Below are 13,565 nucleotides of genomic sequence, written 5' to 3'. Positions count from 1 at the left end.
AGGGACGTGGACACGATGACCGCATTTGCCGAGCGCCCCACCGCCGCCCGGGTCGACCGGGCGGTCGACGAGCAGTGGCGTACCGAAGCCGCCCCGCACCGGGCCGTCCGGTACGTCTGGGCCGGTCTCCGTATCGCCCTGGGGTGGACGTTCCTCTGGGCCTTTCTCGACAAGCTCTTCGGGCTCGGCCACGAGACCGAGGCGAAGGCGGCCTGGATCAACGGTGGCAGCCCCACCGAGGGCTTCCTCAAGTTCGGCGCCGCCGGACCGTTCAAGGGCTTCTACAACGGCATCGCCGGTGCCGCGTGGGCCGACTGGCTCTTCATGGCCGCGCTCGTCGCCATCGGCGTGGCGCTGCTGCTCGGCATCGGCCTGCGGGTCACGGCGGTCGCCGGTGGCCTGCTGCTCCTGATGATGTGGACGGCGGTCCTGCCCCCGGAGAACAACCCCTTCCTGGACGACCACCTCATCGACGCGGCCGTACTCGCCGGAATCGCGCTGACGGCCGCCGGTGACACCCTCGGCCTGGGCAGAGGGTGGGCCCGGCTGCCGATCGTGCGACGCAACCCCTGGCTCAGGTAGGCACCCGGGCCCGTCGGACGCCGACGAAGCCGACAAAGCCGACGAATCAGCCCCGAGCGTTCGACCCGCCGGACCGATCCCGGCGGGTCGAACGCGTCCGGGCTCAGGGCCGGGCCATCACCACCTTCAGCGCACCGGTCTCGCCGGCTCGGGAGAAGACGTCGTACGCCCGGACGATCTCGTCGAGCGCGAACCGGTGGGTGATCATCGGGGTCGGGTCGAACTGCCCCGCCGACACCATGTCCAACAGGGCGGCGGTGGTCCTGGTGTCCACCAGGCCCGTGGTGATGGTGAGGTTGCGATCCCAGAGCTCTTCCAGGTGCAGGGTGGCGGGCTTGCCGTGCACGCCGATGTTGGCCACCCGCCCGACCGGGCGTACGAGAGTGGTGCAGAGCTCGAACGACTCCGGTGAGCCGACCGCCTCCAGGGCCACATCGGCTCCGAGTCCGTTGGTGGCGGCCAGCACCGCGGCCCGTGGGTCCTGGTCGGACAGCAGGGTGACGTCCGCCCCGAACCGCTCGGCGGCCCGCAGCCGGTTCTCGGCCTTGTCGACGGCGATGACCCGCGCGGGGGAGTAGAGGCGGGCGGCGAGAACGGCGGCGAGGCCGATCGGGCCCATTCCCACGATGACAACGGTGTCGCCGGGACCAACCTGCCCGTTGAGGACCCCGACCTCGTACGCGGTCGGCAGGATGTCGGCGAGCAGGACGGCGGTCTCGTCGGTGACGTTTCCCGGCAGCGGGTAGGTGGACAGGTCGGCGAACGGGATCCGAGCGTACTCCGCCTGCACGCCGTCGATCAGGTGGCCCAGCACCCAACCGCCGCCGTTGGTGCACTGGCCGTAGCTGCCGGACCGGCAGAAGCGGCAGCGCCCGCAGGCGGAGATGCAGGAGGCAAGGACGCGGTCACCGGGACGTACCGTCGTCACGGCGGCACCGGCGTCCATGACGGTTCCGACGGCTTCGTGACCGAGGATCCGGCCGGGCCGCACCTCGGGCACGTCGCCGGCGAGAATGTGCAGGTCGGTACCGCAGATGGTGACGGTGTCGACCCGGATGACCACGTCGGTCGGATCGATCACACGCGGATCGGGCGCCTCCGTCCAGTCGCTCTGCCCGGCCCCGCCGTAGACGAACGCTCTCACGTCGTTCCTACCGCCCTCCGTCGCGTCGAATCGTGCGGACGAGCGCCGGCAGGTCGCCGGGGACGTCCCCCCGGATCGTCTCAATCGTGATGTTTCGCCACGCGGGAACTACAAAACCCGGCGCCGACAGCACGGTGTGCGTACGGGGGGACGAAGGTCCCGGCCCGACCGGGGCCTTGGCCTCTGCGCCGACGACCCCGGCCGGAGCAGGCTGGCAGCGGGAGAGCCGACTACAGGAGGAGTGCGATGGTCGAGCAGATCGAGGTTCCGGAACGGCCGCTCGCGGCGACGCTCGCCCGGGCCGCCGTGGCGGCGGGGTACGCGCCCTCGGTGCACAACACGCAGCCGTGGCACTGGCGGGTCGAGTCGGAGCGGCTGGAACTGTTCGCCGACCGTACCCGTCAGCTCTCCGTGACCGACCCGGACGGGCGGCTGCTCCTGCTGAGCTGCGGCACCGCCCTGCACCACGCGACGGTCGCACTCGCGGCACAGGGCTGGGCCTCGAAGGTGACCCGGCTGCCGGACCCGGAGCAACCGGACTTGCTGGCGAGGCTGATCCCCGACGGACCGATCCCGGTGACCTCACGGGCCAGACGACTGTTCCAGGCGGCCGAGGTCCGACACACCGACCGCCGGCCGGTCACCGACGAGCCGGTGCCGGTCTCGACCCTGGCCGCGATCACCACCGCCGTCGCCGGCGCGGCGCGGTTGCAGGTACTCACCCGCGACCAGGTCCTCGGTCTCGCGGCGGCGGCGAGTCGGGCCGCGACGGTCGAGTCCGACGACCCACGGGTCCGCGACGAACTCGCGTACTGGACCGGGCGGGGTGCGCCGGCCGGCGCCGGTCTGCCGGCACACGTCGTCCCCGGCGAACCGCCCCGGACGACGGTGCCGGAGCGCGACTTCGGCCGACCGGGAACCCTTCCGGTCGGGCCGGGTCACGACGCGGCGGCAAGCTACCTGCTGCTCTTCGGCGACGACGACGAGCAGTCGAGCTGGCTGCGCGCCGGTGAGGCGCTCTCCGCCGCCTGGCTGACCGCCGTCGGGTTGGGCGTGTCGGTGCTGCCGCTGAGCGAGGCGATCGAGGTCGAGAGCACCCGGCAGGCCCTGCGCCAGGTGCTCTCCGGACTCGGCCACCCGTACCTCGTGCTGCGGGTCGGGTTTGCCGACCCGGACCACGCCGGCCCGGCGCACACCCCGCGACTCCGGTCCGACCAGGTGGTCGAGACCGCGATCGGGTGACCTGCGCGAGGCCGTCGGGCAGATCGCGTACGTCGGTCGCCGGTTAGCATCGGCGGGTGGACGCGTCGTACCCGCCTGACGACAACGACCAGCACGACCGGCCCTCGTTGGGGCTCAGCCCGCTGTCCCGGGTGCGCCTCGACGAGTTGTTGCAGGAGATGCTCGACCGGGTCGGTGAGGTCGTCACCAGCCGGGAGCGGCTGCGTGCGCTGCTCGACGCGGTGGTGGCGATCGGCACCGATCTCGACCTGCGCAGCACCCTGCGACGCATCGTCGAGGCCGCCTGCGAGCTGCTCGACGCCCGCTACGGCGCGCTGGGGGTGATCGGACCGGACCGGCTGCTGACCGAGTTCATCACGCACGGCATCGACCCCGACCTGCAAGCCCGGATCGGTGACCTCCCGCACGGGCGCGGGGTGCTCGGCCTGCTGATCGCCGACCCCCGACCGGTACGGATGCCCGACATCACCCAGCACCCGCAGTCGTACGGATTCCCGCCCCACCACCCGCCGATGCACAGCTTCCTCGGTGCGCCGATCCGGATCCGCGACCAGGTCTTCGGCAACCTCTACCTGGCCGAGAAGCGGGGCGCCGGGGAGTTCACCGAGGACGACGAGGAGATCGCCGTCGCGCTGGCCGCCGCCGCCGGGGTGGCGATCGAGAACGCCCGTCTCTACGCCGTCGCCCATCGCCGTGAACGGTGGCTCGCCGCGACGGCCGAGATCACCACGGTGCTGCTGGGCGAGGTGCGGCGTACGGACGCTCTGGCCCTCGTCGCGCGGCGCGCCCGTGAGGTAGCCGAGGCCGAGCTGGTCCTGGTCCTGCTGCACGACGAGGATGCCGGGCAGTTCACCGTCGAGGTCGTCGACGCCGCCGTCGAGCCCGCGCCGCCGCTGGTCGGCCTGGTCCTACCGGCCGCCGAGACGACGTTCGCCGCGTCGGCGACCGACCGGCGGCACCTGCTCGTCGAGAGCCTGGCCAAGGCCGCACCCTGGCCGCACCCGGTCACCGAGGCACCGGCGATCGTCTCCCCGCTCTTTGCCACCGACACCCTGCACGGCGTGCTGATCGTGGCCCATCCGGCGGGTCAGGCGCGGCAGGCGGATGACGTGCCCCTGTTGACGAGCTTCGCCGCGCAGGCGGCGTTGGCGTTGGAACGCGCGCGGGCACAGGAGGAGCGCGAGCTGCTGGTCGTCCTGGAGGACCGCGAACGGATCGCCCGCGACCTGCACGACGTGGTGATCCAGCGGCTGTTCGCCACCGGGTTGCAGTTGCAGAGCACCGTCCCGCTGACCGCTCGGGCCGAGGTCGGCCGGCGGATCAACGCCGCCGTCGACGAGCTCGACTCCACGATCCGTGACATCCGGCGGGCCATCTTCGAGCTGCGTACGCCGATGAGTGCCGCCCTGCGCACCGAGATCCGCGACGCCGTCGATGCGGCGGCGGAGGCGCTCGGCTTCCGGCCGGCGTTGGAGATCTCCGGCCCGGTCGACAGCGCCGTGCCCGACGCCGTACGTCCGGACCTGCTCGCGGTGCTGCGGGAGGCGCTGTCCAACGCGGTACGGCACGCCCAGGCGACCCGGGTCACCGTCCTGGTCCGGGTCGACCGGGGGCGACTCCTCCTCACCGTCACCGACGACGGGGTCGGCGCCGGTCCGGACGCGGCCCGCAGCGGGTTGGTGAACATGCGGGACCGGGCCCTCGGGCACGGTGGCGAGTTCGCGGTCGAGCCCGGGCGACCGCGCGGGACCGAGGTGCGGTGGAGCGTCCCGCTGACCGACTGACGCCAGGAATGCTGGTCCGAGCAGGCTGACGCTCAGGAGCGCTGGCCGAGCAGGCGGGTCGCCAGCACGGCCGCCTGGGTACGCCGTTCCAACCCCAGCTTCGCCAGCAGACTCGACACGTAGTTCTTCACGGTCTTCTCGGCGAGAAACATCCTGGTGGCGATCTCCCGGTTGGTCAGCCCTTCGGCCACGTACTCCAGGATTCGTCGTTCCTGCTCCGTCAGGGACTGGAGTTCGCGCGGCTGCTCGACACCACGGCGGATGCGTTCCAACACCCGCTGGGTGACCGCCGGGTCGAGCAGGGACTGACCCGCCGCCACCCGCCGGACCGCGTCCACCAGGTCGGTGCCACGGATCTGCTTGAGCACGTACCCGTCGGCCCCGGCCATGATCGCGGCGAACAGCGCCTCGTCGTCCTCGTAGGAGGTGAGGATCAGTCCCCGGATCGAGGAGTCGACGGTGCGGACGTCCCGGCACACGTCGATGCCGCTGCCGTCGGGAAGCCGGGCGTCGAGGATCGCCACGTCCGGCCGGAGCGCCGGGATCCGGGCGGTGGCCTCCTGCGCCAACCCGGACTCGCCGACCACCTCGATGTCGCCGGCGCTCTGCAACAGGTCGGCCAAACCACGCCGGACGACCTCGTGGTCGTCGAGGAGGAAGACACGGATCATGTGCTGTTTCTATCCCGTACGGGAGCCGCCGGCACAGGGCCGAAGGTCCCGTCACCGCACGGATGTTCGGGGATTCGGACCCGGTGGCCCGGGGCGTCCGGCCCTGTCCCCGGCCGCGCGGTCGAGGCGATGGTGGAGGCTCGGGACCGACACCGGAGGCACGTCATGATCACAACCGGGTTCACCATCACCGACCTGCGGATCGCGGTGGCAGCGGCGGTCCGGGCACCGTCGGTGCACAACAGCCAACCGTGGCGCTTCCGGCTGCGCGACGGCGGCATCGAGGTACGGATCGACCCGGGTCGGTTGCTGCCGGTGAGCGACCCCGGCCGCTGGGCCGCCCGGATGAGCTGTGGCGCGGCCGTGTTCAACCTGCGCCTGGCGCTCGCGGTCGCCGGCACGCCGGCCGAGGTGCGGCTCCACCCGTACCCGCAGGACCTGGACGTGGTGGCCCGGCTCGTTCCCGGCCGCCCACGCCCCGCGACCCCGGCCGAACGGGACCTGTACGCGGCCGTCACCCGCCGGCACAGCAACCGCGCACCGTTCTGGCCCGATCCGGTCCCGGCCGACGCGCGGTGGCGGCTGGTCGAGGCCGCCCGTGCCGAGGGGACGTGGCTGGAGATGGTCATCGGAACGGCCCCGGTCCAGGCCGTCGCCGAGATCGCCCGAAGCGCCAACCGGGTGCTCGAACGGGACCCGGACTACCGGGCCGAACTGGCCGGGTGGATCCGGACCGCCCCCGCCGTCGACGGGGTCCCGGTCGGGTCGGGCGGCCCGGTCGGCGAACCACAGGACCTGCTCCCGCAACGGGCCTTCGGCGTACGGACCCGGGCGCCGGGGCGGGACTTCGAACCGGAGCCGCTGGTCGCCGTACTCGGGTCCACCGGGAACGGACTCACCGACCAGGTTGTCGCCGGGCAGGCCCTGCAACGCGTGCTGCTCACCGCCACCGACGCCCGGCTCGCCGTCTCGATGTTCTCCCAGCCGATCGAGGTGCCCCGGGCCCGGGAGCAACTGCGACTGGCGCTCGGCAAGTACGGCACGCCGCAGATGGTCATGCGGATCGGGTACGGCCAACCCGGCTGGCCGACCCCGCGTCGGATGGTCGACGACGTGATCGACGCCGTCCGGTAGAGCCCTCGGCCTGGTCCCCGGACTTCGGCCGGGCGGCCTACGAGGGCTGCCAGGGACCGGTTACGAGGGCTGCCAGGGACCGGTGACGAACCGGCCGTCCTCGTCGAACGGGTACGGGTTGGGCAGACAGCCGTCGAGGGCCACGGTCTGTTGCATCATCGCGGGCGCGAGTTTGCCCTTGCCACCGCAACCCATGTGCCGGAAACCGAGAGCATGACCGATCTCGTGGTTGATCACGCCGTCGTGGTACTCGGGAATGGTGAAGGGGAAGTCGGGCGCCCCCTGCAACCAGCGCTGAAGATTGATCATCACGGTGCTGCCGAAGCGGCAGGAGTACTTGCCCTCGGTGTCGAGACCCGCGGTCGCGCAGAGCTGGTCCACGGTCTTCGCCGTCGCCAGGCGAATCCGGATGTCGAATTCCGCGCCGTCGACCCGCTGGAACCGCCAGGACGCGTTCTTCATGCCCTGTTTGGTGTCTGTGATGGGCCGTTTCGTGGCCGCCGTCCAGCCGAGTGGTCCGGCGAGTGTCGTGTCGACCGACTCGGCGAACGAGGCGGGTGTCCAGGGCGTGAGATCACCCCAGGCGATCCCCGTCTCGACCTCGACCCGGTAGGTGATCAGTGTCTTGCCGGAACCGATCGGCTTCGTACTGCCCTTGGCGGCGCTGAACTTGCCCGTTCCCTTCTTCGGTATCTCCGCGTCCGTGGGAATCGGCGGCGGAGCCGGGCTGGGAGTCGGCGAAGGGGTCGGCGGGGCGGTGGGTGGGCCGGTGGTCGTGGCCGGACGGCTCGGGGTCGGCGCGGCGGCGGCCGGTCGCCATTCCGGGTGCGCCGCCGTACCGCAGGCGCCGAGTGAAGCCGTCAGGATCGCGACGGCGAGCATTTTCTGTACCCTCGTGTGCACGGCGGATCTCCCCTCAGAACCGCGCGGATCCGACGCTCATTCGCCGTCTTGTTGTCGACGGGTCCATGCGGACTCTGCCGTCCATCGGTTGCCTCCCGTGGTCGCCGGGTCGCCTCGCTCCGGCGGTCACTCTGCCCCGTGACGCGTGTTACTTGCCAGTCCGACTCGGGTGGAGTGCTGTTCGCCACGGCCCGTAACCTGTCGCGGCGGTCCGGGAATTACCCGGGCCGGCAATGCGTACGGTGGCGACGAGTCGCGTCGACAATTCGTGAATGGCTCGCGCAATCAACCGGTCTTCGATCGGTGCAGGGGTCAGACGGTCGGTGTCGGCACCCTGGGCGCGGCGGGAGCGGGCGTGCTCGGGTCGCCGGGGCGGCGGGTTCGCCCGGCGGTGCGGGCGACCACCAGGACGGCCAGGGCGGCGACGGTGATCGCCGCGCCGGCCCAGATCGGCGAGGTGTAGCCGAGGCCGGCGGAGATGGTCAGGCCACCGATCCAGGCGCCGAACGCGTTGCCGAGGTTGAACGCCGCGATGTTGGCGCTCGACGCGAGCGTCGGCGCGTGCGCGGCGTGGCTCATCACCCGGGTTTGCAGCCCGGGTACGGTGGCGAACCCGAACGCCCCCATCAGCAGCAGCGACACGTAGGTGGCGGGCCGGCTCTCGGCGGTGAGGGCGAACAGGGCCAGCACGACGGCCAGTCCGGCCAGGACGGTGATCAGGGTCCGGTCGACGGACCGGTCGGCGAACCTGCCGCCGACGATGTTGCCGACAAAGAGACCACCGCCGAAGAGGATCAGCAGCCAGGGTACGGCGGCACCGGGGAAGCCGCTGACCCCGGTGAGGGTGTACGCGATGTAGGTGAAGGCGCCGAACATGCCGCCGAAGCCGAGCACGGTGACCAGGAGCGACAGCCAGACCTGACCGGAGCGGAAGGCGCCCAACTCGTACCGGAGGCTGCCCGGACCGGCCGAGTCGCGCGGGATGCGTACCAGGACGGCGATGCCGAGCAGGGCCAGGACACCGACCACGGTGATCGCCCAGAAGGTGGACCGCCAGCCGAGTTGCTGGCCGAGCAGGGTGCCCAGCGGCACACCGAGCACGTTGGCGGCGGTCAGACCGGTGAACATGACCGCCACGGCGGCGGCCTTCCGGTTCGGCGGCACCAGACCGGCGGCCACGACCGAGCCGATGCCGAAGAAGGCGCCGTGACAGAGCGCGGCGACGATCCGCCCGGTGAGCATCAGCCCGTAGTCGGGTGCCACGGCGGAGAGCAGGTTGCCGGCGATGAAGAGCACCAGCAGGGCGAGCAGGACCGTCTTGCGGGGCAGTCGGGTGGTGGCGGCGGTGAGCACGAGCGCTCCGACGACCACGCCGAGCGCGTACCCGGTGATGAGCCAGCCCGCGGCGGCCTCCGAGACGGAGAAACTGGCCGCGACCTCGGGCAGCAGGCCCGCGATCACGAACTCGGTCAGCCCGATGCCGAAGCCGCCGAGGGCCAGTGCGATGAGTCCGAGCGGCATGTTTCCCTCTCCGTCTGTTTCGCGGCAGCTACAACGCGTACGCTGTTAGTTGCAAACGCCTGCTATCTAGTTATACACGCGGGTAGTGCGCGTACGCAACTATCGTTGGCTGGCCGCCGGGAGGGCGAGATGGGGATCGGTGACGACGCCGTCGAGGTACGCGCGCAGGGCTGGCGGACCCTGGCCGCGCTGCACGGCCTGATCGAGACGACGTTGGAGCGAGCGCTCTCCCGGGAGGTCGAGCTCTCCGTGGTCGAGTACACCGTGCTGGACGCCCTGGCCCGGCAGGACGGCTGGCACATGCGGATGCAGCAGCTCGCCCGTGCCGCCGCGCTCAGCCCGAGCGCGACCACCCGGCTGGTCAACCGGCTGGAGGAGCGTGGCCTGCTCACCCGGATCCTCTGCGCCGACGACCGCCGGGGGATCTACACCGAGCTCACCCCGGCCGGACGCGAGTTCCTGGACCGGGCGCGACCGGTCCACGACGCCGCGCTCGTCCGCGCTCTACGCGACGCCGAGGAGGTGCCCGAGTTGCGGGAGCTGGCCGGGACCCTCCAGCACACGGGCCTGGTCACCGCCGCCGATCAGGGCTCCGGCTGACGCGGAGAAGCGTGGCCACCCGAGGTGCGGCGGCCACGCTTCCCGTGAGTCGGTGCAGGGGTCGGGGGTCGTGTTCGGAGGGTCGGGGGTCGGAGGGGTCGGGGCTTACTTCGGTGCTGCCCCGGCGGTGGGCGGGGTCCCGGATTTCGGCGTGCCGCCGCGAGGCGGTGCCGACCAGGGGCTCTCGCTGTCGCTGCGCCGGGGCAGCGGGGTAGGTGCGGTAGCGGCGGGGGTGGCCGTTGGCGCCGGTGGGTCCGGGTAGCCCAGGGTCGGGGGAGCCGTGTCCCGGTCGACCAGGTCCGGCTGGAGCGCCGACCAGTCGGTACGGGTGAACGTCTCGGTGTCGGTCTCGCTCTCGACCGTCGCCGGCGCCACCGTGGCCGGGGCCGCCGGCCACCTCCGCCAGCGTTCCCCGCTGAACACCGCGATCACCAACAGCAGGCCGACAAAGAACAGGGTGCCGTTCTCCACCGGTTGGAGCAGCGGCAGCGGATCACCGAGGACCTTCCAGTTCGCCGGCACCGTGTCGCGCACCCAGAAGGGATTGACGAACAGGCCGACGTACGGCGTGACCAGTGCCAGTCCGGCGACCAGTGGGCCGAGGGGTGACACCCGCAGCGTCCCGATGAGACCGAGCAGGATGCCGACGACCGCGAGGTAGACGGTGGGCTCGATCAGGTTCGCCGTGTTGTACTTGCCGATTTCCAGCCAGCGGGTGACTGTGCGGGTCGACCCGTCCTGACCGAGCGTGATCAGAACCCAGGTCAACGGTGCCGCCACCACTCCGGCGAGCAAGCTCCAGAGATGTCGCATTGGCGCACCGTACCGGTTCCGTTGGGAGCGGGCGGAGCGCGCCCGGCTGCCGGGAAAGGCGTCCGTGGTCCGTGATGACGGGGTCGCGCTTCGTGTCCGCTTCTGCCCTTCTCTGATGGTGATCTTCCGTACGTGCCCGAGATGGGAAACTCCGCCAAGTTCCGGAACCGGCAAGGCATTGACTCCGATCGTCGCGAGGGTGAAAGTGAGCGATTAAGAGAGCGCTCTCACACATGTTCGACATCGTCGCGTAACCGAGCCGACCCATGCCTCGGTTAGCCAGTCCAAGGAGGAACGATGGATGGGGCCGTGTTGCTGCCCGACGTCCAGCGCCGCCGGATGAGCCGGTGGCGCCCGATCGTCGTGTTGAGCGCCCTCGTGGCACTGCTCAGCGCGTACGTGGCAATCTCCGCCGACCGGGCCGGGGCGGCCGAGCCACCGCTGTCCCAGGGCCGCCCGGCAACCGCGTCCTCGGTGCAGTCGGCGGCCATGCCCGCCTCGGCGGCGGTCGACGGCGACGCCGGCACCCGTTGGTCCAGCGCGTTCAGCGACGCCCAGTGGTTTCAGGTCGACCTCGGATCGAGCCAGACGATCAACCGGGTCGACCTGGTCTGGGAGGGTGCCTACGCCCGCGCCTTCCAGATCCAGGTGTCGGCCAACGGCACCACCTGGACCTCGGTCTACTCGACCACCACCGGCACCGGCGGGACCCAGTCGCTGACCGTTTCCGGCACCGGGCGCTACGTCCGGATGCTGGCCACCCAGCGCGGCACCGCGTACGGCTACTCGCTCTGGGAGTTCCAGGTCTTCGGCCCCACCTCGCCGAACGCCTGCGGCACCACGAACACGGCCCTGAACCGGCCGACCACCGCCTCCTCCATCGAGGCGGTCGGCACCCCGGCCAGCGCCGCGACCGACGGCAGCGCGACCACCCGCTGGGGAAGCCTCTTCACCGACCCGCAGTGGCTCCAGGTCGACCTCGGCACCAGCCAGTCGATCTGCGGCGTGACGCTGAGCTGGGAGACCGCGTACGCCACGGCGTACCAGATCCAGGTCTCGCCGAACGCGACCACCTGGACCACCGTCTACTCGACCACCGCCGGCACCGGCGGGACGCAGACCCTGACCGTCTCCGGTACCGGCCGCTACATCCGGGTCTACGGCACCGCCCGGGGCACCGCGTACGGCTACTCGCTCTGGGAGTTCCAGGTGCGTACCGGGGGCACCACCCCGCCCACCACGCCACCCACCACCCCGCCGCCGACCACCACCCCGCCGCCGCCCAGCACTCCGCCGCCGACCACCCCGCCAGCCGGCGGCACCCGGCTGTTGTCGTACGGCAAGCCGGCGGTCGCGTCGAGCGACCAGAACGACGTCAACTGCTTCGGCTGCACGCCGGCCAAGGCGTTCGACAGCGACCCGGCCAGCCGGTGGGCGACCAGTTCCACCACCGGTTGGGTCGACCCGGGCTGGATCTACGTCGACCTGGGCGCCACCGCGACGATCTCGCAGGTCGTCCTCCAGTGGGACCCGGCCTTCGGGCGGGCGTACCAGATCCAGGTCTCGCCGAACGCGACCACCTGGACCACGATCTACTCCACCACCACCGGCGCGGGCTTCAAGGAGACGCTCAACGTCTCCGGCACCGGCCGCTACGTCCGGATGTACGGCACCGCCCGGGGCACCGCCTACGGCTACTCGCTCTGGGAGTTCCAGGTGTACGGCACCGGCGGCGCCCCGGTCGCGCCCCCGGCGCAGCCGGCCGACCCGACCTTCCCGGCCACTCGGCTGGTCTGGAGCGACGAGTTCAACGGTGCCGCCGGCAGCAAGCCGGACCCGGCGAAGTGGACCATCGACCCGGGCACCGGGCAGAACAACGAGATCCAGTACTACACGAACAACAACAACGCGAACATGGACGGCACCGGCTCCCTGGTGATCGAGGCCCGCCGGGAGACCGCCGGTGGCCGGGACTACACCTCGCACCGGATGAACACCGGCAACAAGTTCCACGTCCAGTACGGGCGGATCGAGGCCCGGGTCAAGGTGCCGAAGGGCAACGGGCTCTGGCCGGCGTTCTGGATGATGGGCGCCGACTTCCTCACCGGCCGCCCGTGGCCGTACAACGGCGAGATCGACATCATGGAGGTGCTCGGCCGCAACACCCAGGAGGGCTACTCCACCCTGCACGCGCCGGCCTACAACGGCGGCGGCGGCTACGGGCAGAAGTACACCACCCCCGGCAACGCCGACCTCTCCCTGGACTACCACGTCTGGTCCGCGGAGTGGGACAGCCGGGGCATCACCTTCAAGCTGGACGGTACGACGGTCTTCTACGCCAGCAAGGCCACCGTCGAGTCGACCCGTGGCCCGTGGGTCTTCGACCATCCCTTCTACATCATCCTGAACCTGGCGGTCGGCGGTGACTTCCCCGGTCCGGTGGACCCGAGCACCCCGTTCCCGTCCCGGATGCTCGTCGACTACGTCCGGGTCTACCAGTAACGATCACGCCCGGTAGGTGCCACTGACGCCGGGTCGGTGGCGAGCGGCCACCCGGCGGGTGGAGGGCCAGCGGAGACGCAGGTCATCCACCCGCCGGTGTCCGTACCGGTGCTCGGGGCGGGACCGTACCGTCTGGGGCATGACCGAGCCGACGCCGCCTTCGCTGGTGGGCAAGCCGACCTCGTACTCGCGGGTCACGCTGAGCCGCATCATGACCGCCGTCGACGTCAACCTGTACGGCACCGTGCACGGCGGGGTGCTGATGAAGTTCGTCGACGACGTGGCCGGCGCGTCCGGTGCCCGGCACAGCGGCGGTACGGCGGTCACCGCCGCGATCGACGAGATCGTCTTCTCCGAGCCGGTCCGGGTGGGTGACCTGGTGCACGCGCACGCCCAGGTCAACTGGACCGGCAGCACCTCGATGGAGGTCGGGGTGAAGGTGGTCGCCGAGCGGTGGGACAGTGCCGAGGACGAGCCGTTGCGGGTGGTCACCGCGTACCTCGTTTTTGTCGCCGTCGACGTCGCCGGCAACCCGCGCGAGGTGCGCCCGGTGCTGCCGGAGACGCTGGAGGACGAGCGGCGGTGGCGGGAGGCGGAGATCCGTCGGGCGCACCGCCTGGCGAAGCGGAACGCGATCCAGGCCAACCGCGCGGCCGGCTGACGCCCCGG

General features: G+C 71.4%; 12 protein-coding genes. 7 read left to right on the top strand and 5 right to left on the bottom strand.

Features of this window, described 5'->3' with window-relative positions; all coding sequences use genetic code 11:
- The first annotated feature begins 15 nt into the window (after window positions 1–15).
- Window positions 16–582, top strand: coding sequence for a hypothetical protein (locus ACI2K4_RS11715; RefSeq protein WP_404510460.1), 567 nt, complete (start codon window positions 16–18; stop codon window positions 580–582).
- A 103-nt stretch (window positions 583–685) separates the two neighbouring features.
- Here the strand turns inward: ACI2K4_RS11715 and ACI2K4_RS11710 are convergent, their stop codons facing one another.
- Complete coding sequence (locus ACI2K4_RS11710; RefSeq protein ID WP_404510459.1) at window positions 686–1,726, bottom strand: zinc-dependent alcohol dehydrogenase family protein; 1,041 nt, start codon at window positions 1,724–1,726, stop codon at window positions 686–688.
- A 246-nt stretch (window positions 1,727–1,972) separates the two neighbouring features.
- On the opposite strand from ACI2K4_RS11710, the gene ACI2K4_RS11705 reads away from it, so the two are divergent.
- Window positions 1,973–2,968, top strand: a complete 996-nt coding sequence (locus ACI2K4_RS11705; protein WP_404510458.1) for an Acg family FMN-binding oxidoreductase — start codon at window positions 1,973–1,975, stop codon at window positions 2,966–2,968.
- A gap of 158 nt (window positions 2,969–3,126) precedes the next feature.
- Window positions 3,127–4,752 carry a GAF domain-containing protein gene (locus ACI2K4_RS11700; protein WP_404511748.1) on the top strand — a complete coding sequence of 542 codons (1,626 nt, stop codon included), beginning with the start codon at window positions 3,127–3,129 and terminating at the stop codon, window positions 4,750–4,752.
- A gap of 32 nt (window positions 4,753–4,784) precedes the next feature.
- Here the strand turns inward: ACI2K4_RS11700 and ACI2K4_RS11695 are convergent, their stop codons facing one another.
- Window positions 4,785–5,423 (bottom strand): response regulator, encoded by a 639-nt coding sequence (locus tag ACI2K4_RS11695; protein WP_404510457.1) that lies wholly within the window; start codon window positions 5,421–5,423, stop codon window positions 4,785–4,787.
- 165 nt (window positions 5,424–5,588) lie between these two features.
- Here ACI2K4_RS11695 and ACI2K4_RS11690 point away from each other — a divergent pair, with 165 nt between their 5' ends.
- Window positions 5,589–6,557: an Acg family FMN-binding oxidoreductase gene (locus ACI2K4_RS11690; RefSeq protein ID WP_404510456.1), complete on the top strand. Its 969-nt coding sequence runs from the start codon at window positions 5,589–5,591 to the stop codon at window positions 6,555–6,557.
- Between the two features lie 60 nt (window positions 6,558–6,617).
- Here the strand turns inward: ACI2K4_RS11690 and ACI2K4_RS11685 are convergent, their stop codons facing one another.
- On the bottom strand, window positions 6,618–7,460 hold the full coding sequence (locus tag ACI2K4_RS11685; RefSeq protein ID WP_404510455.1) for a DUF3152 domain-containing protein: 843 nt from the start codon (window positions 7,458–7,460) through the stop codon (window positions 6,618–6,620).
- Window positions 7,461–7,772: 312 nt separating this feature from the next.
- Window positions 7,773–8,981 carry an MFS transporter gene (locus ACI2K4_RS11680; RefSeq protein WP_404510454.1) on the bottom strand — a complete coding sequence of 403 codons (1,209 nt, stop codon included), beginning with the start codon at window positions 8,979–8,981 and terminating at the stop codon, window positions 7,773–7,775.
- A gap of 129 nt (window positions 8,982–9,110) precedes the next feature.
- Between ACI2K4_RS11680 and ACI2K4_RS11675 the strand changes: the two genes are divergently transcribed.
- Window positions 9,111–9,581 (top strand): MarR family winged helix-turn-helix transcriptional regulator, encoded by a 471-nt coding sequence (locus ACI2K4_RS11675; RefSeq protein WP_404510453.1) that lies wholly within the window; start codon window positions 9,111–9,113, stop codon window positions 9,579–9,581.
- 105 nt (window positions 9,582–9,686) lie between these two features.
- Here the strand turns inward: ACI2K4_RS11675 and ACI2K4_RS11670 are convergent, their stop codons facing one another.
- Window positions 9,687–10,394, bottom strand: coding sequence for a hypothetical protein (locus tag ACI2K4_RS11670; RefSeq protein WP_404510452.1), 708 nt, complete (start codon window positions 10,392–10,394; stop codon window positions 9,687–9,689).
- A gap of 297 nt (window positions 10,395–10,691) precedes the next feature.
- Between ACI2K4_RS11670 and ACI2K4_RS11665 the strand changes: the two genes are divergently transcribed.
- Both ACI2K4_RS11665 and ACI2K4_RS11660 read left to right on the top strand, forming a co-directional pair.
- A complete protein-coding gene (locus tag ACI2K4_RS11665; protein ID WP_404510451.1) occupies window positions 10,692–12,896 on the top strand; it encodes a discoidin domain-containing protein in 2,205 nt (734 codons plus the stop codon).
- A gap of 139 nt (window positions 12,897–13,035) precedes the next feature.
- Complete coding sequence (locus ACI2K4_RS11660; protein ID WP_404510450.1) at window positions 13,036–13,557, top strand: acyl-CoA thioesterase; 522 nt, start codon at window positions 13,036–13,038, stop codon at window positions 13,555–13,557.
- The last annotated feature ends 8 nt before the right edge of the window (window positions 13,558–13,565 follow it).

Origin of the sequence: Micromonospora sp. NPDC050397 (assembly GCF_044901685.1) — a bacterium.
Classification (GTDB): Bacteria; Actinomycetota; Actinomycetes; order Mycobacteriales; family Micromonosporaceae; genus Micromonospora_G.
The sequence above is the reverse complement of the archived record's forward strand: the minus strand, read 5'-3'. Positions and strand labels throughout refer to the sequence as shown.

Coding starts and splice junctions, on each gene's coding strand:
- ACI2K4_RS11675 (WP_404510453.1), top strand. CDS start 9,111: ATGGGGATCGGTGACGACGCCGTCGAGGTACGCGCGCAGGGCTGGCGG.
- ACI2K4_RS11690 (WP_404510456.1), top strand. CDS start 5,589: ATGATCACAACCGGGTTCACCATCACCGACCTGCGGATCGCGGTGGCA.
- ACI2K4_RS11665 (WP_404510451.1), top strand. CDS start 10,692: ATGGATGGGGCCGTGTTGCTGCCCGACGTCCAGCGCCGCCGGATGAGC.
- ACI2K4_RS11695 (WP_404510457.1), bottom strand. CDS start 5,423: ATGATCCGTGTCTTCCTCCTCGACGACCACGAGGTCGTCCGGCGTGGT.
- ACI2K4_RS11680 (WP_404510454.1), bottom strand. CDS start 8,981: ATGCCGCTCGGACTCATCGCACTGGCCCTCGGCGGCTTCGGCATCGGG.
- ACI2K4_RS11660 (WP_404510450.1), top strand. CDS start 13,036: ATGACCGAGCCGACGCCGCCTTCGCTGGTGGGCAAGCCGACCTCGTAC.
- ACI2K4_RS11705 (WP_404510458.1), top strand. CDS start 1,973: ATGGTCGAGCAGATCGAGGTTCCGGAACGGCCGCTCGCGGCGACGCTC.
- ACI2K4_RS11715 (WP_404510460.1), top strand. CDS start 16: ATGACCGCATTTGCCGAGCGCCCCACCGCCGCCCGGGTCGACCGGGCG.
- ACI2K4_RS11670 (WP_404510452.1), bottom strand. CDS start 10,394: ATGCGACATCTCTGGAGCTTGCTCGCCGGAGTGGTGGCGGCACCGTTG.
- ACI2K4_RS11700 (WP_404511748.1), top strand. CDS start 3,127: ATGCTCGACCGGGTCGGTGAGGTCGTCACCAGCCGGGAGCGGCTGCGT.